Genomic DNA, 22,012 nt, shown 5'->3' on the forward strand with positions numbered 1-22,012 from the left:
GGTGGTCAGGGCGTGGCGTCCGTGCCGAGAATGCGCGCCGCGCGCACGTAGCGGAATTCGCCCTCGCCCGACCACGCGTTTCCGTCGGGATAGCGCAGTTCGATTCCGGCGAGATCGCTCTCGTCCGCCAGCCACATGTTCACGCCCATCAGGCTGTTGCCGAATTTCGCCGCGGCGCTCGCGGTCAAAGTGAAATGGGTGGTTGCGCCGCAATTCGAGCAGAATTGAACCTCCGCCGCCGGATCGTCCTTGTCTTCCCGGCAATATCCCTTTGCCGGTCCCTCGGCATTCACCTCCGACGGGTGAAAATAACCCCAGCGCGCGCCCGACTTTCGGCACAGCGAGCAATTGCAGGCGTGGATGTAGTCCGGCTGTTTCTTGATTTCGATGCGGATCAGGCCGCAGTGGCAGGAAAAATTCATCATGCGCGGCTTCTATCGCGCACGCCCGCCGCCGTACAACCGTCTCCCTAAAACAAACGCGTAATCATGTAAAAGATCGCCCCGACCGCAGCGGAGGCGGGGATGGTGATCACCCACGCCATCATCACGTTCTGCGCGACGCCCCAGCGCACGGCAGAGGCGCGGCGGGCGGTGCCGGCGCCGATCACGCAGCCGGTAATCGTGTGCGTCGTGGAAACCGGGATCCCGAGCAGCGAGGCGGCGAACACCATCACCGATCCGCCCGCCGAGGCGCTGAAACCCTGGTGCTGCGAGAGCTTGGTGATGCGCGATCCCATCGTCTCGATGATCTTCCAGCCGCCGCAAAGCGTGCCGAGCGCGATCGCCACGTAGCAGCTGATCGCCACCCAGTGCGGCACATGGAATTCGCCCTGCAGCCGGCCGGTCGAATAGAGCAGCACGGCGATGATCCCCATCGTCTTCTGCGCGTCGTTCAGCCCGTGGCTGATCGAATAGGCGGCCGACGAGGCGAGATGCAGATAGCGGAACCCGCGCTCCGCGCCGCGCGCAGTCGCGTCCTTCATCAGCCAGCTCGTCAGCAGCATGACAAGCATCGAGAGCATCATGCCGAGCAGCGGCGAGAGCACGATCGCGATCAGCGTCTTGTTGAGCCCGCTCCACTGGATGCCCGACATGCCCGCGTGCGCGACGCCCGCGCCGATCAGCCCGCCGACGAGCGCGTGGCTGGATGAGGACGGGATGCCCTTCAGCCACGTGACGACGTTCCAGAACATCGCCCCGATCAGCGCGCCGAACACGACGGCGGGCGTCACCAGATCCTTGTCGATCAGGCCCTGCCCGATCGTCTCGGCGACCTTGTGCAGTTCCGGGAAGATCAGGCTCAGGAAATAGGCCGCGAAGTTGAATGTCGCCGCGAAGGCGACCGCCTGCACGGGCCCCAGCAGGCGCGTCGCGACAACGGTTGCGATGGAATTCGCCGCGTCGTGCAGGCCGTTCAGGAAGTCGAATGCCAGCGCGAGGATGACAAGGCCGACAAGCAGCGGCAACGCGAGTTCGTGCATCGTGCGTCCGCGTCAGGCGTGATCGATGACGATGCCGTCGATCTCGTTCGCGACATCCTCGAGCGCGTCGACGATCCGCTCCAGATGTTTGTACACTTCTCGCGAAACGATGAAGCGCAGCGTGTCGTCGGCCCCGTAGTCCTTGAAGGCCTTCTTCACGCCGATCGCGTGGATCTCGTCGGCATGGCCTTCCATGCGCACCAGCCGCTCGGTGAGTTCGTGGAGGCGCTGGCCGTTTCGCGCCACGTCGCGCAGCAGCGGCATCGCCTCGGCAACGAGCCGCGCGCCGTCCACGATGATCGCGGTCATGTCGCGCATTTCCTGTTCGAAGTCGCTCACCTCGTACAGCGAGATCGCCGAAACCGTCGCCTGCATCTCGTCGATCGCGTCATCCATCGCGCCGATCAGGCTGGTGATCGCGCCCCGGTCGAACGGTGTCAGGAAGGTGCGGCGCACCGTGTGCAGCACCTCGCGGATGATGTCGTCGGCGTCGTGCTCGCGCTCGATCACCTCGCGGATGTGATCCTCCGCCGACGAGCCGTTTTCGAGCAGCCGCGCCAGCGCGTCCGCTGCGGCGACCACGGTTATCGCGTGCGCCTCGAACAGTTCGAAGAAGTTGCCCGTCTTGGGGAGCAGGCGCTGGAACCAGGCGAACATGTGGGGAATCCTCGATTTCCGGGCAACCGCGGTCAGCATTCCGGTGCGGCGGGCGGCGGCATTGAATTCGGAAGCGCCGAACGAGCGGATGAGATCGCGCAGGTCGTCCTCCTCCACCGCATCCGCCGCTTCGGCGAGCGTGAACCAGCGGCGTTCGCGCTCGTCCTTTTCCTTCCAGTTCTCCAGCTCGCGCGTCACCGCGAGCGGGAAGACGTCGACGTCCACCATCAGCGAGGCGCCGTTGCTGCGCCGCTTGCGGTAGCGATAGGAGCCGAGCGGCGTCGGGCACACCGCGCCGCGCACGCCCGCCTCTTCCTCCGCCTCGTCGGCGGCGGCGGCGTGCGGCGCGAGTCCCTTGGTCGCGTTGCCTTTCGGGATCACCCAGCGCCGGCTGCTGCGCGATGTGACGAGCAGGATCCGCACGGGCGCATCGATCGCTGGTCCTTCCGATCGATAGGGCAAGGCGGCGATCTGGCGAATGAAACTCTCCGGGCTGCGATGGCGCGCTTTGCGACAGTTTGGTGGCGGTCTGATGACAGATTTTTGAACCCGCGCAAGCCCGGCGAATCGATCTGCAAAAACTTAGGATTTGACCTAAGTATTTAAACGTCCTACCGATGTCTTCGAAAGGAGCCTGCGGAATGCAAAGCGCGCAATCACCCGCAGTGATCGACGGCATTTTCCGCGCCCTTTCGGACCCCACGCGCCGTAGCGTGCTCGAACGGCTGAGCGCGAAGCCCGCATCCGTCAGCGATCTCGCCGCCGACCACCCCATGGCTCTCCCCTCGTTCGTCGCGCATCTGAAGGTGCTCGAAGGTGCGGGGCTGGTGCGCTCCAAAAAGGCCGGGCGGATCAGAACCTATGAGCTTGCCCCGGAGCAGCTGCATCTCGCCGAAGACTGGCTGGGCAGGCAGCGCACGATGTGGGAGCGCAGGCTGGACCGGCTCGATGCCTATTTGCTGAAGTTGAAGAAGGAGAGATCGCAATGACATCCAACCTGTTCCAGTTCACCCCCGACCCCCAGCGCGATCTGGTGCTCGAACGCGAGATCGACGTCCCCGTGGAGCTTGTGTGGGAGGCGTGGACCACGCCCGAGAGCCTCAAGGAGTGGTTCTGCCCGAAGCCCTGGTCGATCAGCGCATGCGAGATCGATCTGCGCCCCGGCGGCAGGTTCAACACCGTCATGCGCTCGCCCGAGGGAGAAGAGTTCCCGAACAGCGGCTGCTATCTCGAAGTCGTGCCGAACCAGCGCCTCGTCTTCACCGATACGCTGCTTTCCGGCTTCCGCCCCGCGCCCAAGCCGTTCTTCACCGCCGCGCTTCTGCTGGAGCCGACCGCAACCGGCACGCGCTACACCGCGATAGCCATCCACGGCAACGCGGAGACCCGCGCGCAGCACGAGCAGATGGGCTTCCACGACGGCTGGGGCACCGTCCTCGATCAGCTCGTCGCGCACATCAAGGCATCGATGCATTAGGAACCAGCGACGCCCGGAAGCGTTCGGCGAACAGGGAGTCGCCGCCTGTTCCGGGCGGCGGACAAAACGAGGAGAAACGCGATGCGAATGACTCTGGCACTTTTGGGCGCCGCAATGGTCATCACGCCTGCGGCCGCCGCGCCCGTCACGATGCAGCTTGATCTCACCGGCGCCGCCGAGGTTCCCGAACCCGGCGACCCCGACGGCAAGGGCACCGCGACCATCACGATCGACAGTGCGAAGCCCGAAGTCTGCTACACGCTTGCCGTCAGCGGTATCGATACCGCCACCATGGCGCACATTCACAAGGGCGCAGCAGGCGCCGCAGGCCCTCCTGTCGTCACGCTCGATCCGCCCACAGAGGGAACGTCGGAAGGCTGCGTCACGACGGAAGCAGCCGTCGTGGCCGCGATCCTCGCGAAGCCGGCCGATTATTACGTCAACGTCCACAACGCGCCGCACCCGAAGGGAGCGCTACGCGGCCAGCTCCGCTAGCGGTTATTCCGCCGTCAGCTTGTCGGCGGTCTTCGTGTCGAAATCGCCCGCATCGTGGCGCTCGCGGAGCTGTTCCGCGAGCGGCCCGACAGTGCGGTTCACGATCCGCCCGCGCCGCACCCCCGGCCGCGCCCCCACCTGCGTCGTCCAGCGCTGCACATGCTCGTATTCGTGGACGGCGAGAAACGTCGCCGCTTCGCTGTAAAGCTCGCCGCGCACCAGCCCGCCGTACCACGGCCAGATCGCCATGTCGGCGACGGTATATTCCGGCCCCGCGATATATTCGAACTCTGCGAGGCGGCGGTTCATCACGTCGAGCTGCCGCTTCACTTCCATTGCATAGCGGTTGATCGCATATTCGATCTTCTCGGGCGCGTAGGCGTAGAAGTGCCCGAAGCCGCCGCCCAGAAACGGCGCGCTGCCCATCTGCCAGAACAGCCACGACAGCGTCTCTGCCCGCGCCGCGCCGCCTGCGGGCAGGAACGCCCCGAACTTTTCGGCAAGATACATGAGAATCGCCCCGCTCTCGAACACGCGCACGGGCTCCGCGCCGCTGCGGTCGACAAGCGCCGGGATCTTCGAATTCGGGTTCACATCGACGAACCCCGATCCGAACTGGTCGCCTTCCATGATGTTGATGAGCCAGGCATCGTATTCGGCGCCCGCATGCCCCGCCGCCAGCAGCTCCTCCAGCAGGATCGTCACCTTCTGCCCGTTCGGGGTGCCGAGCGAATAGAGCTGCAGCGGATGCTTCCCCACCGGCAGCGCCTTGTCGTGCGTGGGGCCCGCGACGGGCCGGTTGACCGAAGCGAAGCGCCCGCCGCTCCCCCGGTCCCACGTCCACACTTCGGGGGGTACATATCCGGCCGGTTCGCTCATCACTGATCTCCTGTCTTGCGGAGACCACAGGTAGGGACGCGCCGCCCGCTTCGCCAGCCCCGCCGCGAAGTGCAGTATCAGCGCCTGCCCGGCAGCATCCTCAGCAGCGTATCGTCTCGCATCACATAGTGGTGAAACAGCGCGGCGGCGGCATGCAGGCCGATTACGTAATAGGCCACCTCGCCCGCCGTTTCGTGAATCTCCTCGACCTGTTCGGAAAGCGCTTCATTGGGGAGCACGATCGGCGGCAGTTCCATCCCGAAGAAGGGGATCGGCTCCCCCGCCGCGCTCAGGATCACCCATCCCGCGATCGGCATGGCGATCATGAAAAGATAAAGCGCGCCGTGCACGGCATGCGCGGCGGCGGTCTGCCAGAACGGCGGACGCGGCGAGATCGCGGGCGTACCGCCGACAACGCGCGCGGCGATGCGCAGCGCCACGAAGATCAGCACCGAAAGCCCCAGCATGAAATGCAGCGCCTTCACGAATTCGCGTGTCTCGCTGCCGCGCTCGAACAGCACGCGCATCTCGATCGTCGCGAACACCGCCGCCAGCAGCAACAGCATCACCCAGTGCAGTGCGATCGTGGCCCTGCCGTAGCGCGCGCCCGTAACCGATCCGCTCATCGTCATGATCTCACCCCCCGTTCGATTTGCCACCAATGTGCCGCTATCACGCATTCGCTGACGCTTGCCTGACGGCCGGACATCCGTTTGTCTTCATCGACTCGATGGCGTTCTTTGCGCTCGCCTTGCGCGAACAGCCTCGGTCGTGGGTGTGTGGGGATTCAGCCGTCGCCCTGCCGCAGTGCAGCCGCCGCTGCAAAGGGCGCAATGGCGGTGACGACAAGGCTCGCTGCGGCGAGCAGGCGCAGGTCTCCGGCGCTCCCGAAAATCAGCACCGGCAGCGCGAGCGGCAGCACGATCAGCCCGGCAAGCGCAGGCCCGCCGCGCGCGCCCGCAACGAGCGCCGCCGCAACAAGGCCGAGCCCGGCGAGTGCGGGCGTACCGAGCGCAAGACCCGTCACCAGCGCGGGCACATCGGCCCCCAGCATCGCGCCGCCGATCACCGCCGCGACGAGCAGCGCGGGCGCGAAGCCCAGCCAGTGCGCGGCGAGCCGCGCCGCCATGATGGTTTCCACCGCGATGCCGCGCACGCGAAGCTGGTCCATCGTGCCGTCAGCGACGTCCTCGGCGATCAGCGTGCCCACCGGCAGCAGCGCCGCGAGCAGCGCCGCCACCCACAGGCTGCCCGCGCCCACGCGCTGCAGCAGCGCCGCATCAGGGCCGATCGCGAAGGCCGTCATGCTCGCGACCATCACGAAAAACACGAGCGGAATGAGCCCGCCCGCACCGATATCCACGCCGCGCAGCACCAGACGCCAGAAACTCACAGCGCCAGCTCCCGCGCGCGCGGTACATTCGTCTCGCCGTGCGTCACCACGATCGCGCCGCCGCCCGCCGCAAGGTGCGCCCCGATCGCCGCCGACAGCGCCTCGGCGTTCGCCGCGTCGAGCCCCGCACCCGGCTCGTCGAGCAGCCAGAGCGCCGCGCCCGAAGCGATCACCCGCGCCAGCGCCGCGCGCCGCTTCTGCCCCGCCGAAAGCATCCGCACGGGCACGTCGCCGAGCGTTTCGAGCCCCAGTGCATACACCGGCCCGGTGCCGTCGAGGCGCGCCCACCAGCCGAGTTCCTGCGCCAGCGTGCGCGACGGCTTCAGGGCGTTTTCATGTCCCAGCCAGGCAATGTTCGCAGACTGTTCGATGCGCCCGGCGGCGGGCGCCAGCAGCCCGGCGAGGCAGCGCAGCAGGCTCGATTTGCCCCGTCCGTTCGGCCCGGTCACGCGCAGCGCTTCGCCGCTGCCGACCGCGAGCGACAGCCCTTCGAACAGCAGCCGCCCGCCCCGCACGCAGGCGAGGTTTTCGGCGCGGATGAGCGTGTCCCCCATGCGCCTCGACGTACCTTCTCGCGTGTCCGCGCGCTACTTCTTCTTGGGTTTTTCGGTCTTGCCGCGTGCCGCCGTCATCTCGCGCAGCGCGCCTTCGACGCCTGGCACGGCAAGCGCCTGATACGCGCATTCGCCCACGGTCCAGCCATAGGGCGTCTGGCGCAGCGCCGTCACCACGCGCGATCCGGCGGGTGCGTCGATGCGCCCCCAGTCGTCGGTATTCAGAATATCGTGCCGCGTCGGTTTGCGGGGGCCGGGCCAGATGTCGATGGAATCCGCGCCCTTGCCTTTCAGATATCGGATCACCTCGATGCGCTGAAACAGCGTGCCGTCGCCGCGCGGAAGCTCGCGGACGATACCGTCGATCACCAGCGCCTCGCTCGCGAGCACGTATTCCGCAGCTTCGTCCGCATCACGTTGCACCAGGATCGGCAGCACGCAGCGCGCCTCTGCCGCTCCGCTGAACCCGGCCGCCGCCACAAAGGCTGCGGCTGCCAAACAACGCTTACGCATCACGACCCCTCCATTTTCCCTTTTCCGGGAGTGTATCACACGGAAGAGATCGTTGCGATTCCGCATCGACCCTCAGCGGCGGCGGCGCAGACCAAGCGCGGCGAGGCCGAGGCCGAACAGCGCGAGTGCGGCGGGTTCCGGCACGTCGGCGATCGGCGCTTCGATCAGCGGCTGCACCTGCGCGGCTTCAGGAGCCGCAGCGGCCCACACGCGCACGGCGTCCCAGCCTTCGGCGACACCCGAGAAGCGGTCTTCGACACCCGTGTAATAGGCGTTCAGCACCCAGTCGGCGCCGTCCGTGCCGAACACGATGATTTCGGTCAGAGAGTCGCTGAAATCGTATAGGAAGCTGTCGATGCCGCCGAGCGCGAAGTCTTCGGCGTGCCATGCGTCGCTGCCGCCGGTCCACGAGGCCGAAAACGCGGTCAGCTCGTTTGCCGAAATGAAGCCGTCGAAGTTCAGGTCTTCGCCGCTGAAGCTGCCGCTCACGGCGGCGCCGTCGCCATAGTCCTGCTCGAAGTTGAAGCTCATCGGCGCGGCGTTCGCACCGGCGGCGATCAGCATGGCGGCGGCGGAAAGGAAGAAAGCGCGTGTCATGTACAAAACTCCTGTCTCGGATCTCGACATCGAATAATCAAGAACCGTGCCAGTTGCGGAGTTCCGCCATCTTAATGATTAACGCGCATTCCCCCTGTAAATCCTGCCGACGCTTTGCCGTTCATATTCATGAACAAAAACAGAATACTTATAGTTAATAGTACGGAACCGTAATAATATTCATCACTTTCCGAGTGTTTCGGTGAAGAAAGCCGCCTGGTCGCGCCACAATTGCTGCCAGCTCGAATAGCGGATCAGCGAGTGGGATTCGCCCGGCAACAGCACAGTGCGCACATCCACGCCCTGCCGCCGCAGTTTCTGCGTCAGGTCCACCGTCTCGCGCACGTCGACGTTCATGTCCTGGTCGCCGTGGACGAGAAGCACCGGCGATCGCCAGCCTTCCACCGCGCCGAGCGGCGAGGCGGCAAACGCCGTCGCCTTGTCGGCCTCGCCCACGCCGAAGAACTTGCTGGGGTTCAGGTGTCCCGGCACCGGCGAAGGCCAGCTCCAGTCGAACACGCCGTGGATCGCGACGCCCGCCGCGAACAGGTCGGAGTTGCGCGCGAGCGCGTGTCCGGTCAGCAGCCCGCCGTAGGAGCCGCCCCAGATGCCGATGCGTTTCGGGTCCACGTCGTCGCGTGCCGCGAGCCAGCGCCCCGCGCCGAGCACGTCCTGATATTCCGAAGCCGTGCGCCACGCCCGTCCCGGCGCCTCGCGGAAGTCGCGCCCGTAGCCGACGCCCGAGCGGTAGTTGAGCGCGAGCACCACATAGCCCATCTCCGCGAGCCGCCGGTTCATCGCATAGTCGTTCGCGTAATATCCGCTGAAGTGGAACGCGGGAAACATCTGCCGCGTCGGTCCGCCGTGCACATAGACGAGCGCCGGGTGCGGCCCCTTGCCCCTGGGCAGGAACAGCTGCCCCGGCACGCTCTGCCCGTCCGCTGCGGCAAGCCGCACCTGCTGCGGCGGGGGCGCGGTGAAGCTGCGGCGATAGCCGTAGTCCGCCGGTGTTTCGGCGTAGGTGATCTTGCCCGTCGCGGTGTCGAGGATGCGCAGCATCGCGGAGGCGTCAGCGTCCGCGCCCGTCATCGCGACATACCGCCCGTCGCCCGTCGCGCTCGCCCCTGCAAGCACGACGTCTTTCGTCTCCACCGCGCGTTCCTTGCCGGTGGACACGTTGATGAGCGACGCCTGCCGCGTGTCGAGATCGCGGCAGTTGTGGATGACGAGCAGCGTATCGGGCGCCGCCAGTTCGCTTTCCGCGACCTCGCATTTCTCGCCGGTCAGCGCGCGCGCCTTGCCGCCGCTCACGGCGTAGAGCCGCGCCCAGCCGTTTTCCTCGCTGCGGAACACCACGGTCTTGTCGTCGGACCAGCGCAGCAGCCCCTCGTTGTCGTCGGAGATATACGATCCCCCGCGCGGCCCGGAGGACCACAGCGTCGTCGGCTTGCCCCCCGCCAGCGCCACCGTTTCCACGGAGACCGGCTGGTTTTCGAGATTGTCGTAAGTCACCGTATGCTCGCGCCCCGGCCAGCGCAGGTATGCGATCGTTTTGCCGTCGGGGGAAAGCACCGGGTGGCTCAGCCGGTCCGCGCCCGTCACCAGCCACTCGACCCGGTCGCTGCCGAGCGTATGGCGCCCCAGGAACGACCAGCCGCCGCGATCCTGCACGAAGATCATGCCCTTGCCGTCTGCCGTCCACACCGGCTGGCCGAAGGCTGCACCGCCGCGCACGAGCATTTCCGGTTTCGCCTCGCCCGCGCCCACGCTCACCGCCCAAAGGTCGGCGCCGCTGCGGTAGACGAGGCGCTTTCCGTCGGGCGAGAAATGCGCGCCGCCGCCCTCGCCGATCTTCACCGGCGCCGCGCCGCCCGCCGTCGAAACGATCCACAGCGTCGCCTTCGGCGGCGTCAGCAGGCCCGCCGGATTGTACCCGCCCGAGGAAAACCCCGTCGTGAACGCCACATGATTTCCGTCCGGCGAGATCTGGATCCCGGTGATCGGCGTGCCGTCCACGTCGCTTTGTTCGAACAGTGCCGTCCGCTTGAAGCCCGGCCCGCGCGCGGCGAGCAGCTGCGTCTTGTCGCCCTGCTGCACGGTCCACGCAAACGCGCCTGTGCGCGCCGCGCTGATGTCGGTTGCCATGGGGAAGGCGAGGAACGCCGTATCGTCGGCGGCAGACGCGGAAGACGCCGCGATCAGCGCGGCGCAGGCGATTGCAAAACGGGAAACCGGAAACGAAACGCGCATGAACAGACCCTCCTGCTGAACGAAGGGCGTGGAGCGCACGGCGCAATTCTCCCCTCGGGCACTTTATGTCCCGAACTTATCGCAATGCGCCTGGTTGGCAAATGCCTTAAGCGGCGTCCTCGTCGGGGACGGCGTCCATAGCCGATGTGCGCTCTTCGTCGCGTTCCGCGTCGCGCGCGGATTTGTCGGCGATCACCTTCATCCGGGCTTCGCGCGTGCGCACGTGCTGGTCGGAGAGTTCGATCCAGCGGTCGAGCGCCAGTTCGGCCTGATGCCGCACGTTGTCGAGCGCCGCCACGCTGACCGCCTGGCGGGCCTCCGCGATCCGTTCCTCGTAAAAAATGGTCTGGTCTTTCACGCGAAGGCTCTTTCGTTGGTAGACCGGCGCTTAGCCGATCAGGTCATAAACGATCTGTCGAAGCTGCTGCCGGGTCAGACCGCCGGGCTCGCGCCGCGTGCTGGTTGAGGGCGCCGTCTCGGGCATGTTCGATGTGCGGCGCGCCGGGTGTCGGCGTCCGGAATTCATATGAGTCTGCATATCTGTCATTTTTCTGGGCCGCCGTTCTGGCGGCATTGGTGTCGGCAAAGCGCGCCTGGCGCATGCCGGTTGAGGCGGCCCGGCGCGTTTCGCCGGGCCTCTCGAATTCTGAAAGGGCGCTCAGGCCGATTTCAGGGCGACCGCGCTGGTGCGGCCGCGTTGATCGCGTTCCAGCTCATAGCTGACGCGCTGGTCCTTATCGAGCGTCTCCATGCCCGCCATCTGAACGGCGGTGATGTGGACGAATGCATCTTCGCCGGCGCCTTCGGGCGCGATGAAGCCATAGCCCTTCTGGGCGTCGAAGAATTTTACTGTGCCGATGGGCATATTTTTTATCTCAGTATTCAAATAATGATCGTACCCGCGCACCACATGGCGGCGGGTGCCGAGAGGCCGGTGTTCTGAAAAGGGGAGCCGCAGCGCCGCAATCCGTCGCGCGCAACGTCAGCCCCGCTCATATAGCGCATGCCGGGTTAATTTACAATGTCGGGGGGGAGTGGCGCCCCCGGTGCCCACCGCCCCATCCCAAAACCCGGTCATTCCGAGCGAAGTCGAGGAACGCACCGCGCGCGCGGCAAACTTCTCGCCCTGCGCCTCCAAGTCCCTCTGCTCAATCACCGTTTTTCCAGCATACATTCCGCTGAGGCCGGGCTGCAAACGGCCTTCGTCCCCTTCCCAACCTGCTCCCCCTTCGCTAAAGCAGCCCCGACTCCGGCGGTTGCTGCGCTGCAATAGGCGCGTACGGCCGGGCCTGAATGGCAAGACAAGGGGATCGTGAAGATGACCGCCACCGGACGCGACAGCCTGAACACCCGCCGCACGCTGAAAGTCGGCGGCCGCGAGTTCGCATATTATTCGATCCCCGCCGCCGCCGAGCGCTTCGGCGATTTCTCGGCGCTGCCCTTCTCGATGAAGGTGCTGCTGGAAAACATGCTCCGCTTCGAAGACGGCAACACCGTCACCGAAGGCGATGTCGAAGCCTTCCGCTCGTTCCTCAACGCCAACCTCGGCGAGCGCGAGATCCAGTATCGCCCCGCGCGCGTGCTGATGCAGGATTTCACCGGCGTTCCGGCCGTCGTCGATCTCGCCGCGATGCGCGATGCGATGGCGAAGCTCGGCGCGGACGCGGAGAAGATCAATCCGCTCGTCCCCGTCGATCTCGTCATCGATCACTCGGTGATGGTGGACGAGTTCGGCACGCCGCAGGCGTTCGGGCAGAACGTCGCGCTTGAATACGAGCGCAATATGGAGCGCTACAAGTTCCTGAAGTGGGGCGCGCAGGCGTTCCGCAACTTCCGCGTCGTGCCGCCGGGAACGGGCATCTGCCATCAGGTGAACCTGGAATATCTGGCGCAGGCGGTGTGGACCTCCGAAGACGCGAGCGGCACGCTCGTCGCCTATCCCGATACGCTGGTCGGCACCGACTCGCACACCACGATGGTGAACGGCCTCGGCGTGCTCGGCTGGGGCGTCGGCGGGATCGAGGCGGAAGCCGCGATGCTCGGCCAGCCGGTTTCCATGCTCATCCCCGAAGTCGTCGGCTTCAAGCTCAGCGGCCGCATGGCCGAAGGCATCACCGCCACCGATCTCGTGCTCACCGTCACGCAGATGCTGCGCAAGAAGGGCGTCGTCGGCCGCTTTGTAGAATTCTACGGCCCCGGCCTCGATGCGCTCAGCCTCGCGGACCGCGCGACGATCGCCAACATGGCGCCCGAATACGGCGCGACCTGCGGCTTCTTCCCGATCGACGCGGAAACCATCCGCTACATGCGCTTCACCGGCCGTGAAGACTGGCGCTGCGAAATGGTGGAGGCCTATGCCAAGGCGCAGGGCATGTGGCGCGATGCCGCCACGCCGGACCCCGTATTCACCGACACGCTCGGGCTCGATCTTGCCGAAGTGCGCCCCAGCCTCGCCGGCCCGCGCCGCCCGCAGGACCGCGTGCTGCTCGAAGATCTCGCCGCCGGTTTCGAAGCCGAACTGGGCAGCAGCTTCAAGGTCGCTGATCCGAAAAAGCGCGTCTCCGTCGACGGCGCGAAACACGATATCGGCCACGGCGACGTCGTGATCGCCGCGATCACCAGCTGCACCAACACCTCGAACCCCGATGTGCTCGTCGCCGCCGGTCTCGTCGCGCGGAAGGCGCGCGCCAAGGGGCTTACGCGTCAGCCGTGGGTGAAAACCTCGCTCGCGCCCGGTTCGCAGGTCGTCACCGATTATCTGATGAAGGCCGGTCTGCAGGCTGATCTCGATGCGATCGGTTTCGATCTCGTCGGCTATGGCTGCACCACCTGCATCGGCAACTCGGGGCCGCTGCCCGCGCCGATTTCAAAGGCCGTGAACGATGGCGACATCGTCGCCGCGTCGGTGCTTTCGGGCAACCGCAACTTCGAAGGCCGCGTCTCGCAGGATGTGCGCGCCAACTATCTCGCCTCGCCGCCGCTCGTCGTCGCCTATGCGCTCGCGGGCACGGTGCGCAAGAACCTCGCGGTCGAGCCGATCGGCACGGGGTCGGACGGCGAGCCGGTGTTCCTCAAGGACATCTGGCCGACCAATCTGGAGATTCGCGCCACCGTCGAAGCCTCGCTCGATGCGGACATGTTCAAGGCGCGCTACGCGCACGTCTTCACGGGCGATGCGCAGTGGCAGGCGATCGATGTCACCGGCGGGCGCACCTACAGCTTCTCGTCGGTTTCCACCTATGTGCAGAACCCGCCCTATTTCGAAGGGCTCACGATGACGCCCAGGCCGCTCACGAACATCGTCGGCGCGCGCGCGCTCGCCGTGTTCGGCGATTCGATCACCACCGATCACATTTCGCCGGCGGGAAGCATCAAGGCCGATTCCCCGGCGGGCAACTATCTTACCGAGCATCAGGTCAGCCGCGCCGACTTCAACTCCTACGGCTCGCGCCGCGGCAACCACGAAGTCATGATGCGCGGCACGTTCGCGAACATCCGCATCCGCAACAAGATGACGCCGGGCATCGAGGGCGGCGTCACTCGTCACGTTCCGTCGGGCGAACAGCTTGCGATCTATGACGCCGCGATGCGCTACAAGGCCGAAGGCACCCCGCTCGTCGTTCTCGCCGGCAAGGAATACGGCACCGGCTCGTCGCGCGATTGGGCCGCGAAGGGCACCACGCTTCTGGGCGTGCGCTGCGTCGTCGCCGAAAGCTACGAGCGCATCCACCGCTCGAACCTTGTCGGCATGGGCGTGCTGCCGCTCCAGTTCCAGGGCAATGACAGCGCCGAAACGCTCGGTCTCACCGGCGACGAGCTGTTCAGCATCGACGGCGTCGCCAGCCTCTCGCCGCGTCAGGAGGTGACCGTCACCTTCACGCGCGCCGACGGCACCACGGGTTCGTTCGTGGCGCGCTGCCGCATCGATACAAACAACGAGCTGGAATATTTCCGCAGCGGCGGCATCCTGCACTACGTGCTGCGCAACCTCGCCGCTTAAAACCGCCTTCCTCTCCCCTCCCCTTCAGGGGAGGGGCCGGGGGTGGGGCGGTTCCGACGCGCTCGACCCTATTCCCATTCGATCACTTGCCAGCCGCGCGCCTCGCCAAGTGCGCGCAGTTTCGGCGTCGGGTTGATCGCGAAGCCTTCGTCGGCCCATTCGAACATCGGCGCGTCGCTGTGGTGGTCTGAAAAGAAGCGCACGTGCAGCGTCTCGCGCGGCGGCAGCGCCTCCGCCACCATGTCGCGTTTCGCGCCGTCGTAGCAGTTTTCGCCGTCCAGCTTCGCCAGCACCGCGCCCGACGCGTCGCGGTGCGATTTCGTGCCCACCACGTGCTCCACGCCCAGCCTTGCTGCGATGGCGTGCACATAGAACGTGTAGGATGCCGTCGCGATCACCACGGTGCGGCCCTCCGCCTTCTCCGCCTCGATCCGCGCCCGCGCCCCCCGGAACGTGCGCCCCGGCACCATCCGGCGCGCGAAGCCTTCGGCGCGCGGCGCGATCCGTTCGATCGGCACGCGCCTGCCCATCAGCAGCCGGTGGTTGATTTCCTTCAGCCGCCCCCGGCTCACCAGCCCCGCCACGTACGCTGCGCCCGCCAGCAGCGACAGCGGCAGAAACAGCAGCCGCCACGGCGCCTCGTGCCACGCCCAATAGAGCAGCCAGGGCGAATAGGATCCACCCCGCGTGATCGTTCTGTCCATGTCGAACACGGAATACTGTATTAGCGTACTCAAACAGCCTCCAGCGCTTGCCGGAAGTCTGCGACAAGATCGTCTACATGTTCAACCCCGATCGACACCCGAACCAGATTGTCGCTGATCCCCAGCTCCGCCTTGCGCGCAGCAGGCACGGAAAGGTGCGTCATCGCCGCCGGGTGACTCGCAAGGCTCTCCGTCCCGCCCAGCGAAACGGCCAGCTTCACCAGCGTCAGGTTATCCAGCAACCGAAACGCCTCCGCCTCCCCGCCCTTCACGATCACCGAAAAGGTCGATCCGGCACCCGCACAGTGTCGGTCGTATATGCCCCGCTGCGCACTCCCCGGCTCCAGGAACCCCAGATAACCGACCCGCTCGATCTTCGGATGATCGCGCAAGAATTCACACAACGTCCGCGCATTCGCCTCCGCCCGCTCCATGCGAAGCTGCACCGTTTCAAGGCTGCGCAGCAGCATCCACGACGTGTGCGGATCGGTGATCGTGCCGATGGTATTGCGGAGCGCAAGGATCGGCGCCAGCACCGCCTTTCCGCCGATGCACGCTCCGCCCACCAGATCGGAATGCCCGCCTACGTACTTGGTAAGCGAATAAAGCGAGATGTCTGCGCCGTGCCGCGTCGGCGCCTGGAAAACGGGCCCGAGAAACGTGTTGTCACACATGATGACGGGCTTCTCGTCCACCCCTGCGAACACCTCATCCCGCACGGCCGCAACAGCCTCGATATCGACGAGTTCATTTGTCGGGTTCGCGGGGCTTTCCAGGTAAATAACCGAAACACGCCCTTTGGCCCGTGCGGCGCGCAGCGTCGCCTCGATCTTCTCCCGCCCGGCAGACGCGTGGAAATCCATCCAGCCGACTGAGAACTTGCCGATCACCGCATCGATCAGTTTCTCGGTTGCTGCATAAAGCGGCGCGGAATGAACAATGATATCGCCCGGCCGCACGTAAGCCAATAACGCCGTAGTGATGGCCGACATTCCCGTCGAGAAGACCAGCGCCTCCTCCGCCCCTTCCCACAGTGCCAGCCGATCCTCGAGTATTTCCTGATCCGGCCCATTGAAACGCCCGTAAACCAGGCCTTCAGCCCCTCCGGGTCGCAAACCGATAATGCCTTCGAAGAAACGCTTCCCATCTGCGGCGCTTTCGAAAACGTAGGTCGATGTCAGAAAGATCGGCGGCTTCAGCGCGCCTTCCGAAAGCGCGGGATCATAACCGTAACCCATCATCAGCGTGGACGGATGAAGCGGCCGCCCTGCAAGTTCCAGCGACTGCGGCTTCATCGTTCGACCACGCTTGGGTAGAACTGTGTCTGTCATGCCTGCATGGTACAGGCCTACACATTGGCCCGCAATGTCGGCCACAATACCCGGCTTATGAGGATACCGCGTTGTCAGTCCGCAGGCGCTTCATCGTCGTTTGAAGCGTGAAGCGCAGACCTTCTGGACGGTAGGCGATATCGACCGCGCCGCCGAACTGCGGTGCGAGGGCGCGCTTCAGCAGACGCGAGCCGAACCCCCGCCGTTTCGGCAATGCGACTTGCGGTCCGTCGGCTTCCGCCCATTCGAAAGCGAAGACATCATCCGTTCCGGCCCGGCCTGCTTCCCAAGCAATCGCCACCTTGCCTGACGGAACAGAGAGCGCGCCATATTTCACGGCATTGGTCGCAAGTTCATGAACAGCGAGTGCCATCGAGAACGATTGATCGGCTGAAAGATAGACCGCCGGACCCTGGAGACGAATTGATTCGCCGTGCCCATGCGGCTGCAACGTCTCCTGCACAATATCCTGAAGCGGCGCATCGCTCCAGCGCGACCGGGTCAACACATCGTGCGCCTGCCCCAGCGCCTGCAAACGCTGACCGATGAGCCTCCGCGCGTCTTCGATTGGGGCCGTCCGGAACGTCTGGTCTATCACGGCAGAAACAACGGCGAGCGTGTTTTTCATGCGGTGCGCCAGTTCCTGGTTGAGCAGCGTCGCCTGACGGCGCGCCTCCACCATGCCGGTTGTTTCGATAACCGTATCCATCATGCCGACGACATCGCCCGTCTCGTCACGGACGGGACTATAGCAAAACGTAAACCACGCCTGCTCCGGATAGCCGTTTCGATCGATCGTGAGCGGAAAGTCCTCAATAAACGTGGCTTCCCCGGCGAAGGCGATCTGTGCGATGGGGCCGATCTCGCTCCACACTTCCGACCAGACTTTACGCATCGGACGGCCGAGCGCCTCCTCCTTGTTGCCGAGAATAGGCAAGAAGGCATCGTTGTAGATGCAGGTCATGTCCGCGCCCCACGCCAGGCACTTGGGAAAGCGCGAACCGAGGATCAGGGCCACCGTGGACTTGAGCGTGGGAGACCAATCCCGCGCAGGACCGAGCGGAGTTGCCGACCAGTCGAACGTCCGGATGGCGCCGCCCATATTGCCGCCACCTTCCAGGAAATGCAGGAGCGGCATACACGGAAAACTCCGAACGGCAGAAGCGCCGAAGTTGAAACGCTAGCGTAGTACTATTCGTGGCACAATCTGTGCTTGCGACGAACCGAAACCGCCTACTCGCGCAGTTCCGCGCCGACCGTACGCGCGGACGCGACGATCTTTCCGGCAATCACGGAAATCTCTTCCTCGGTGAAACTTCGTTCATCGGGCTGCAGCGTAACGCGTATGGCGAGCGAGCGCATTCCCGGCTCGATCCCGGCGCCTTCGAATAGATCGAACAGGCGCACGGCGGCGATGCGTTTCGGCTCCGCCTTCTGCACCGCGCGAAGCAGCGTATCGGCCGCGAGCGCCTTGTCGGCGACAAAGGCGAAATCGCGTGTCACAGCCTGCAGAGCGGGCGGCGCATAGAAAGGACGGGTCCGTTTGCCGCGCGGCGCCGGTATGGCATCGAAGAATATCTCGGCAACTGCGACACGGCCCGACAAATCGAAGTCGCGAACGAGGCGCGGGTGCAGCTCACCGAATTCGGCGAGGATTGCTTTTGGTCCCAGTCCAAGCCTGGCCGATCGACCGGGATGATACCACGGGCTTGCCCCGGCAAAAGTCTGCGCACGGTCCACCGGTGCGCCGGCGGCGGCAAGCAGCGCGAGTACCTCGGCTTTCACATCGAAGACATCGAAGCCTTTCGCCGCGCCATCTCGCCAGTCCTTCTCTTGCCTGGCGCCCGCAAACACAACGCCGAGGGTCAACCGCTCGCCCGTCTCGAGGTAGCGGCGACCGAGTTCGAACAGCCTTATCGTGGCCGCGCCGCGATCGCTGTTGCGACGTGCGGCAGCAACGAGTCCGGGCAGCAGAGAGGGGCGCATGACGGCGAGGTCCGCCGAGATCGGATTTTCGAGTGTGAACGCTCCGCCTCCGAAGCTGTCAGCGTCTTTCGGCGCTATGAAGCTCCAGGTGACCGCCTCGTCGAGACCGCGCGCGGCAGCGGCGCGGCGGAGCGTACGCTCGGTGAGCTGGGCGGGCGTAGCGGTGGGCTTCGCGACACCCTCGGCGCGCGGGAGGGGCGTTGAGGGGATGGCGTCGAAGCCGGAGATGCGGACGACCTCCTCGACAATGTCGGCGGCGCCGTCGATGTCGCGGCGCCACGACGGGGCGGTAATGCGCCATGTGTCGCCGGTCTCGACCGCGAAGCCTAGCGCAGCGAGGATTTCCGCCTGCTTGCCCGGATCGACGGTGACGCCGGTCAGGCGCTGCGTGAGCGACGGGGTGTAATCGACTTTCGGGGCGACCTCGGGCGGCTGGCCGGCGCGGACCTCGCGGCTGGGGGCCCCGCCGCAAAGGTCGAGGACCATGCGGGTGGCGAGTTGCAGCCCGCCTTCGAGGAAGGCCGGATCGACGCCGCGTTCGAAGCGGGTGCGGGCGTCGGAGGTGAGGCCGAGGGCGCGACCGGTACGACCGATACGCTGCGGGTCGAAGTACGCGCACTCGATGAGGATATCGGTCGTCTCGGTCTCGACGCCCGAATGCTCGCCGCCCATGATGCCGGCGATGTCGTGAACCTCGCGCGCGTCGGCGATCACGGTCATCTCGGGGGTGAGCGCGTAAGTCTTGCCATTGAGCGCGGCGACACTTTCACCCTCGCGGGCGCGGCGCGCGACGAGCCCACCTTCGAGCTTCGCGAGATCGTAGACGTGCAGGGGCCGCCCGCGATCGAAGTTGATGAAGTTGGTGATATCGACCAGCGCCGAAATGGGACGGAGGCCGATGGCGGTGAGGCGCTGCTGGAGCCAAGCGGGCGAAACGCCGTTCTTCACACCGCGCACAACGCGGCCGAAGAAGGCGGGACAGCCCTCGGTATCGTCGGTAAGGATTTCCACCGGACAGTCGAAGCCGCCTTCGATAGCCTCTACCGTGCCCGGCTTCAACGTGCCGAGGCCCAAAGCGGCGAGATCGCGCGCGATGCCGCGCACGCCCATGCAATCCTGCCGGTTCGGCGTGACGGCAACGTCGATGACGGGATCGTCGAGGCCGAGGACTTCGGCAAAGGGCGTGCCCACGGCGGGCTGGCCGGGAAGATCGATGATGCCGGTGTGCGCGTCAGACAGTTCAAGCTCGCGCTCGGAACACATCATGCCGCGCGACTCGACGCCGCGAATCGCCGCGACCTTCAAGGTGACATCGATGCCGGGCACATGCGTGCCGGGCGCCGCGAACACGCCGTAAAGCCCGGCGCGCGCATTGGGGGCGCCGCAGACGACCTGCACGGGTTCGCCCGCGCCGGTATCCACCTTCAAAATCTGGAGCTTGTCCGCCTGCGGATGCGGCGCGGCCTCCAGAATCTTCGCGACACGGAACGGCGCGAGGCGATCGGCCGGGTTGTCGACCCCTTCGACCTCGAGCCCGACGCGGGTCAGACCAAGCACGATCTCGTCAAGCGAAGCGGCAGTATCGAGGTGGTCTTTCAGCCACGAAAGCGTGAACTTCATGCGCCGACTCCTCCCGAAAGCGTGGGCACGGCAAAGGGCGAGAAACCGTAGTGCTTGAGCCAGCGCACGTCGCCGTCGAAGAAGGCGCGAAGGTCGGTCATGCCGTATTTGAGCATCGCGAGCCGATCGATCCCGGCGCCGAAGGCGAAGCCCTGCCACTCGGCGGGATCAAGACCGCACGCCGCGATGACGCGCGGATGCACCATGCCCGAGCCGAGGATTTCGAGCCAAGAGGCCTCACCGCCGATCTTGAGCGTGCCGCCCTCCCACGAGCAGCCGACATCGACCTCCGCCGAAGGTTCCGTGAAGGGGAAGTAGCTGGGGCGGAAGCGCAGCGTCACGTCATCGACCTCGAAGAAGGCCTTGATGAATGTTTCCAGCGTCCACTTGAGATGACCCATGTGGATGTTCCGGTCGATGACCAGCCCTTCGAGCTGATGGAACATCGGCGTGTGTGTCGCGTCGGAATCCGAACGGTAGACACGGCCCGGCGCGATGATGCGGATCGGCGGCTGCTCGCTCATCATCGTGCGGATCTGCACGGGGGAGGTGTGCGTGCGCAGCAGGAAGCGGCGGCCTTCCTTCGCCAAGGCTTCCGGGAAGTAGAACGTATCGTGCATCGCGCGCGCCGGATGCGATTCGGGAATGTTGAGCGCGGTGAAATTGTGCCAGTCGTCCTCGATCTCCGGTCCGGTCGCGACGGCGAAGCCGAGGTCGGCGAAGATTTCGGCCAGTTCGTCCATAACCTGCGAAACCGGGTGCACGGTGCCGAGCCGTGCGGGATCGACGGGGAGCGTGACGTCTACCGTATCATCCATCAACTGAGCGTTGATTTCGAACTCCTCGGAAAAAGCCCGCCACTCCTCATATCCCCGCAAGAAAGTCTGCTTTATTCCGTTAAATACAGTGCCCCAATGCTTCCGATCTTCGGGCGGCATTTTGCCAAGCCTTTTTGTCAGCTCGGTAACCATCCCCTCTTTGCCCAAAGCAGTTACCCGGACGCTTTCTATATGCCTAGGAAACGGATCATTGCCCCAAAAGTAATCGAATTGCTCTTGAAGAGCCCCTATTTCACTTTCTGTGCAGTAACCCTTCAATGACTCCGACCAAGTGGAAACTTCGGGATAATCTCCCCTGCTGGGTCGCTGCACGTCACTCTCCATTCAAGAAAAAGGCGCGGTCGCTGCCGTTAAGCAGCGCCGCGCCTTTTATTGCTTTGATCGCGTTGTGTTACGCGGCCGTCGCGAGCGCGGACTCTGCCTGCTTGACGATGGCCTTAAACGCGTCGCCCTCGTGGACGGCGAGATCGGCGAGCACCTTGCGGTCCAGCTCCACACCGGCCAGCTTGAGGCCGTGCATGAACCGGCCGTAGGTGAGGCCTTCTTCGCGGACAGCAGCGTTGATGCGCTGAATCCAGAGCGCGCGGAAATTCCGCTTCTTTACCTTCCGGTCGCGATACGCGTACTGGCCGGCCTTTTCGACCGCCTGCCGCGCGATGCGGATGGTGTTCTTCCGGCGGCCGTAATAGCCTTTGGCCGCCTTCAGGATCTTCTTGTGCTTGGCGTGCGTGGTTACGCCGCGTTTAACACGTGCCATAAGTTATCCTCCTATTTCAGGCCGTAAGGCGCCCACTGCTTCAAAACCTTCTTGGTCTCGCAGTCGGCCAGCACCTCGGTGCCGCGGTTTTGGCGGATATACTTCGAATTGTGGCTGATGAGCCGGTGGCGCTTTCCGGCGACACCATGTTTGAGCTTGCCGGTCGCGGTGATCTTGAACCGCTTCTTGACACCGCTCTTCGTCTTGAGCTTGGGCATTTCCGTCTCCTTGAAACGCTATAAGACCGCCTCGGCAGCCCACACTGGCCGGGCGGTCACGTTTTCGAAGCGCGCGCTATAGCGGGGACGGCCCCGCCGCGCAAGTCCGCAGGCCATGTGACCTCCGCCGTGCGACGTAATAGGGGGACATCTCGCACCTAGGTGTGTGGACCGGCGTGCAAAAGGGACCCCGTTAGCGGGGTGATCGGCGTCCAATAGGGACCCCTCATTTCGATGGTTTAGGCAGCGGCCTGGTTTT

24 protein-coding genes are annotated in these 22,012 nt (G+C 65.2%); 4 read left to right on the plus strand and 20 right to left on the minus strand.

Annotated features, from left to right (window positions below):
• Window positions 1–5: 5 nt before the first annotated feature.
• From GGQ98_RS10235 to GGQ98_RS10245, 3 genes are read right to left on the minus strand one after another with little or no spacing between them, the layout of a single operon-like run.
• Window positions 6–425: a GFA family protein gene (locus GGQ98_RS10235; RefSeq protein WP_184068989.1), complete on the minus strand. Its 420-nt coding sequence runs from the start codon at window positions 423–425 to the stop codon at window positions 6–8.
• A gap of 44 nt (window positions 426–469) precedes the next feature.
• Entirely contained in the window at window positions 470–1,483 is a 1,014-nt protein-coding gene (locus tag GGQ98_RS10240) for an inorganic phosphate transporter (RefSeq protein ID WP_184068992.1), read from the minus strand.
• Window positions 1,484–1,495: 12 nt separating this feature from the next.
• Entirely contained in the window at window positions 1,496–2,602 is a 1,107-nt protein-coding gene (locus GGQ98_RS10245) for a DUF47 family protein (RefSeq protein ID WP_207791344.1), read from the minus strand.
• A gap of 179 nt (window positions 2,603–2,781) precedes the next feature.
• Between GGQ98_RS10245 and GGQ98_RS10250 the strand changes: the two genes are divergently transcribed.
• From GGQ98_RS10250 to GGQ98_RS10260, 3 genes are all read left to right on the plus strand, one after another.
• Window positions 2,782–3,129, plus strand: coding sequence for an ArsR/SmtB family transcription factor (locus tag GGQ98_RS10250; RefSeq protein ID WP_184068995.1), 348 nt, complete (start codon window positions 2,782–2,784; stop codon window positions 3,127–3,129).
• On the plus strand, window positions 3,126–3,617 hold the full coding sequence (locus tag GGQ98_RS10255; protein ID WP_184068998.1) for an SRPBCC family protein: 492 nt from the start codon (window positions 3,126–3,128) through the stop codon (window positions 3,615–3,617). The genes GGQ98_RS10250 and GGQ98_RS10255 overlap by 4 nt, the downstream gene beginning before the upstream one ends.
• A gap of 81 nt (window positions 3,618–3,698) precedes the next feature.
• On the plus strand, window positions 3,699–4,112 hold the full coding sequence (locus GGQ98_RS10260) for a CHRD domain-containing protein (RefSeq protein WP_184069000.1): 414 nt from the start codon (window positions 3,699–3,701) through the stop codon (window positions 4,110–4,112).
• Window positions 4,113–4,115: 3 nt separating this feature from the next.
• Here the strand turns inward: GGQ98_RS10260 and yghU are convergent, their stop codons facing one another.
• The 10 genes from yghU to GGQ98_RS10310 form a co-directional block, all read right to left on the minus strand.
• A complete protein-coding gene (gene yghU / locus GGQ98_RS10265; RefSeq protein ID WP_184069003.1) occupies window positions 4,116–4,991 on the minus strand; it encodes a glutathione-dependent disulfide-bond oxidoreductase in 876 nt (291 codons plus the stop codon).
• Between the two features lie 77 nt (window positions 4,992–5,068).
• Entirely contained in the window at window positions 5,069–5,617 is a 549-nt protein-coding gene (locus GGQ98_RS10270) for a cytochrome b (protein ID WP_184069006.1), read from the minus strand.
• A gap of 161 nt (window positions 5,618–5,778) precedes the next feature.
• Window positions 5,779–6,384, minus strand: a complete 606-nt coding sequence (locus tag GGQ98_RS10275) for a heme exporter protein CcmB (RefSeq protein WP_184069009.1) — start codon at window positions 6,382–6,384, stop codon at window positions 5,779–5,781.
• A complete protein-coding gene (gene ccmA / locus GGQ98_RS10280; RefSeq protein WP_184069012.1) occupies window positions 6,381–6,938 on the minus strand; it encodes a heme ABC exporter ATP-binding protein CcmA in 558 nt (185 codons plus the stop codon). The genes GGQ98_RS10275 and ccmA overlap by 4 nt, the downstream gene beginning before the upstream one ends.
• Before the next feature lie 33 nt (window positions 6,939–6,971).
• On the minus strand, window positions 6,972–7,451 hold the full coding sequence (locus GGQ98_RS10285; protein WP_184069015.1) for a hypothetical protein: 480 nt from the start codon (window positions 7,449–7,451) through the stop codon (window positions 6,972–6,974).
• Window positions 7,452–7,523: 72 nt separating this feature from the next.
• Window positions 7,524–8,048 (minus strand): PEP-CTERM sorting domain-containing protein, encoded by a 525-nt coding sequence (locus GGQ98_RS10290; RefSeq protein WP_207791345.1) that lies wholly within the window; start codon window positions 8,046–8,048, stop codon window positions 7,524–7,526.
• 183 nt (window positions 8,049–8,231) lie between these two features.
• A complete protein-coding gene (locus tag GGQ98_RS18810) occupies window positions 8,232–10,337 on the minus strand; it encodes a prolyl oligopeptidase family serine peptidase (protein ID WP_184069021.1) in 2,106 nt (701 codons plus the stop codon).
• 67 nt (window positions 10,338–10,404) lie between these two features.
• Window positions 10,405–10,656, minus strand: a complete 252-nt coding sequence (locus GGQ98_RS10300) for a hypothetical protein (protein WP_184069024.1) — start codon at window positions 10,654–10,656, stop codon at window positions 10,405–10,407.
• Window positions 10,657–10,686: 30 nt separating this feature from the next.
• Window positions 10,687–10,824 (minus strand): hypothetical protein, encoded by a 138-nt coding sequence (locus GGQ98_RS10305; protein WP_184069026.1) that lies wholly within the window; start codon window positions 10,822–10,824, stop codon window positions 10,687–10,689.
• Between the two features lie 132 nt (window positions 10,825–10,956).
• Complete coding sequence (locus GGQ98_RS10310; RefSeq protein WP_184069029.1) at window positions 10,957–11,163, minus strand: cold-shock protein; 207 nt, start codon at window positions 11,161–11,163, stop codon at window positions 10,957–10,959.
• Window positions 11,164–11,616: 453 nt separating this feature from the next.
• Between GGQ98_RS10310 and acnA the strand changes: the two genes are divergently transcribed.
• Window positions 11,617–14,298: an aconitate hydratase AcnA gene (gene acnA, locus GGQ98_RS10315; protein ID WP_184069032.1), complete on the plus strand. Its 2,682-nt coding sequence runs from the start codon at window positions 11,617–11,619 to the stop codon at window positions 14,296–14,298.
• Between the two features lie 68 nt (window positions 14,299–14,366).
• On the opposite strand, the gene GGQ98_RS10320 is transcribed toward acnA, so the two are convergent.
• From GGQ98_RS10320 to rpmI, 7 genes are all read right to left on the minus strand, one after another.
• A complete protein-coding gene (locus GGQ98_RS10320) occupies window positions 14,367–15,035 on the minus strand; it encodes an HAD family hydrolase (protein WP_243451813.1) in 669 nt (222 codons plus the stop codon).
• The gene (locus GGQ98_RS10325; RefSeq protein WP_243451814.1) at window positions 15,032–16,297 is read right to left on the minus strand and encodes a cystathionine gamma-synthase family protein; all 1,266 of its coding nucleotides are present in this window, start codon (window positions 16,295–16,297) and stop codon (window positions 15,032–15,034) included. The genes GGQ98_RS10320 and GGQ98_RS10325 overlap by 4 nt, the downstream gene beginning before the upstream one ends.
• 91 nt (window positions 16,298–16,388) lie before the next feature.
• Window positions 16,389–17,471 carry a sensor histidine kinase gene (locus tag GGQ98_RS10330; RefSeq protein ID WP_184069038.1) on the minus strand — a complete coding sequence of 361 codons (1,083 nt, stop codon included), beginning with the start codon at window positions 17,469–17,471 and terminating at the stop codon, window positions 16,389–16,391.
• A 95-nt stretch (window positions 17,472–17,566) separates the two neighbouring features.
• Window positions 17,567–19,939: a phenylalanine--tRNA ligase subunit beta gene (gene pheT, locus GGQ98_RS10335; protein WP_184069041.1), complete on the minus strand. Its 2,373-nt coding sequence runs from the start codon at window positions 19,937–19,939 to the stop codon at window positions 17,567–17,569.
• Window positions 19,936–21,009 (minus strand): phenylalanine--tRNA ligase subunit alpha, encoded by a 1,074-nt coding sequence (pheS, locus tag GGQ98_RS10340; RefSeq protein WP_341534187.1) that lies wholly within the window; start codon window positions 21,007–21,009, stop codon window positions 19,936–19,938. The genes pheT and pheS overlap by 4 nt, the downstream gene beginning before the upstream one ends.
• A 160-nt stretch (window positions 21,010–21,169) precedes the next feature.
• Window positions 21,170–21,535, minus strand: coding sequence for a 50S ribosomal protein L20 (rplT, locus tag GGQ98_RS10345; protein ID WP_184069047.1), 366 nt, complete (start codon window positions 21,533–21,535; stop codon window positions 21,170–21,172).
• Window positions 21,536–21,546: 11 nt separating this feature from the next.
• Window positions 21,547–21,753 (minus strand): 50S ribosomal protein L35, encoded by a 207-nt coding sequence (gene rpmI, locus GGQ98_RS10350; protein WP_184069050.1) that lies wholly within the window; start codon window positions 21,751–21,753, stop codon window positions 21,547–21,549.
• Window positions 21,754–22,012: the final 259 nt, after the last annotated feature.

The organism is Sphingosinicella soli (assembly GCF_014199685.1).
GTDB classification, from domain to species: Bacteria; Pseudomonadota; Alphaproteobacteria; order Sphingomonadales; family Sphingomonadaceae; genus Sphingosinicella; species Sphingosinicella soli.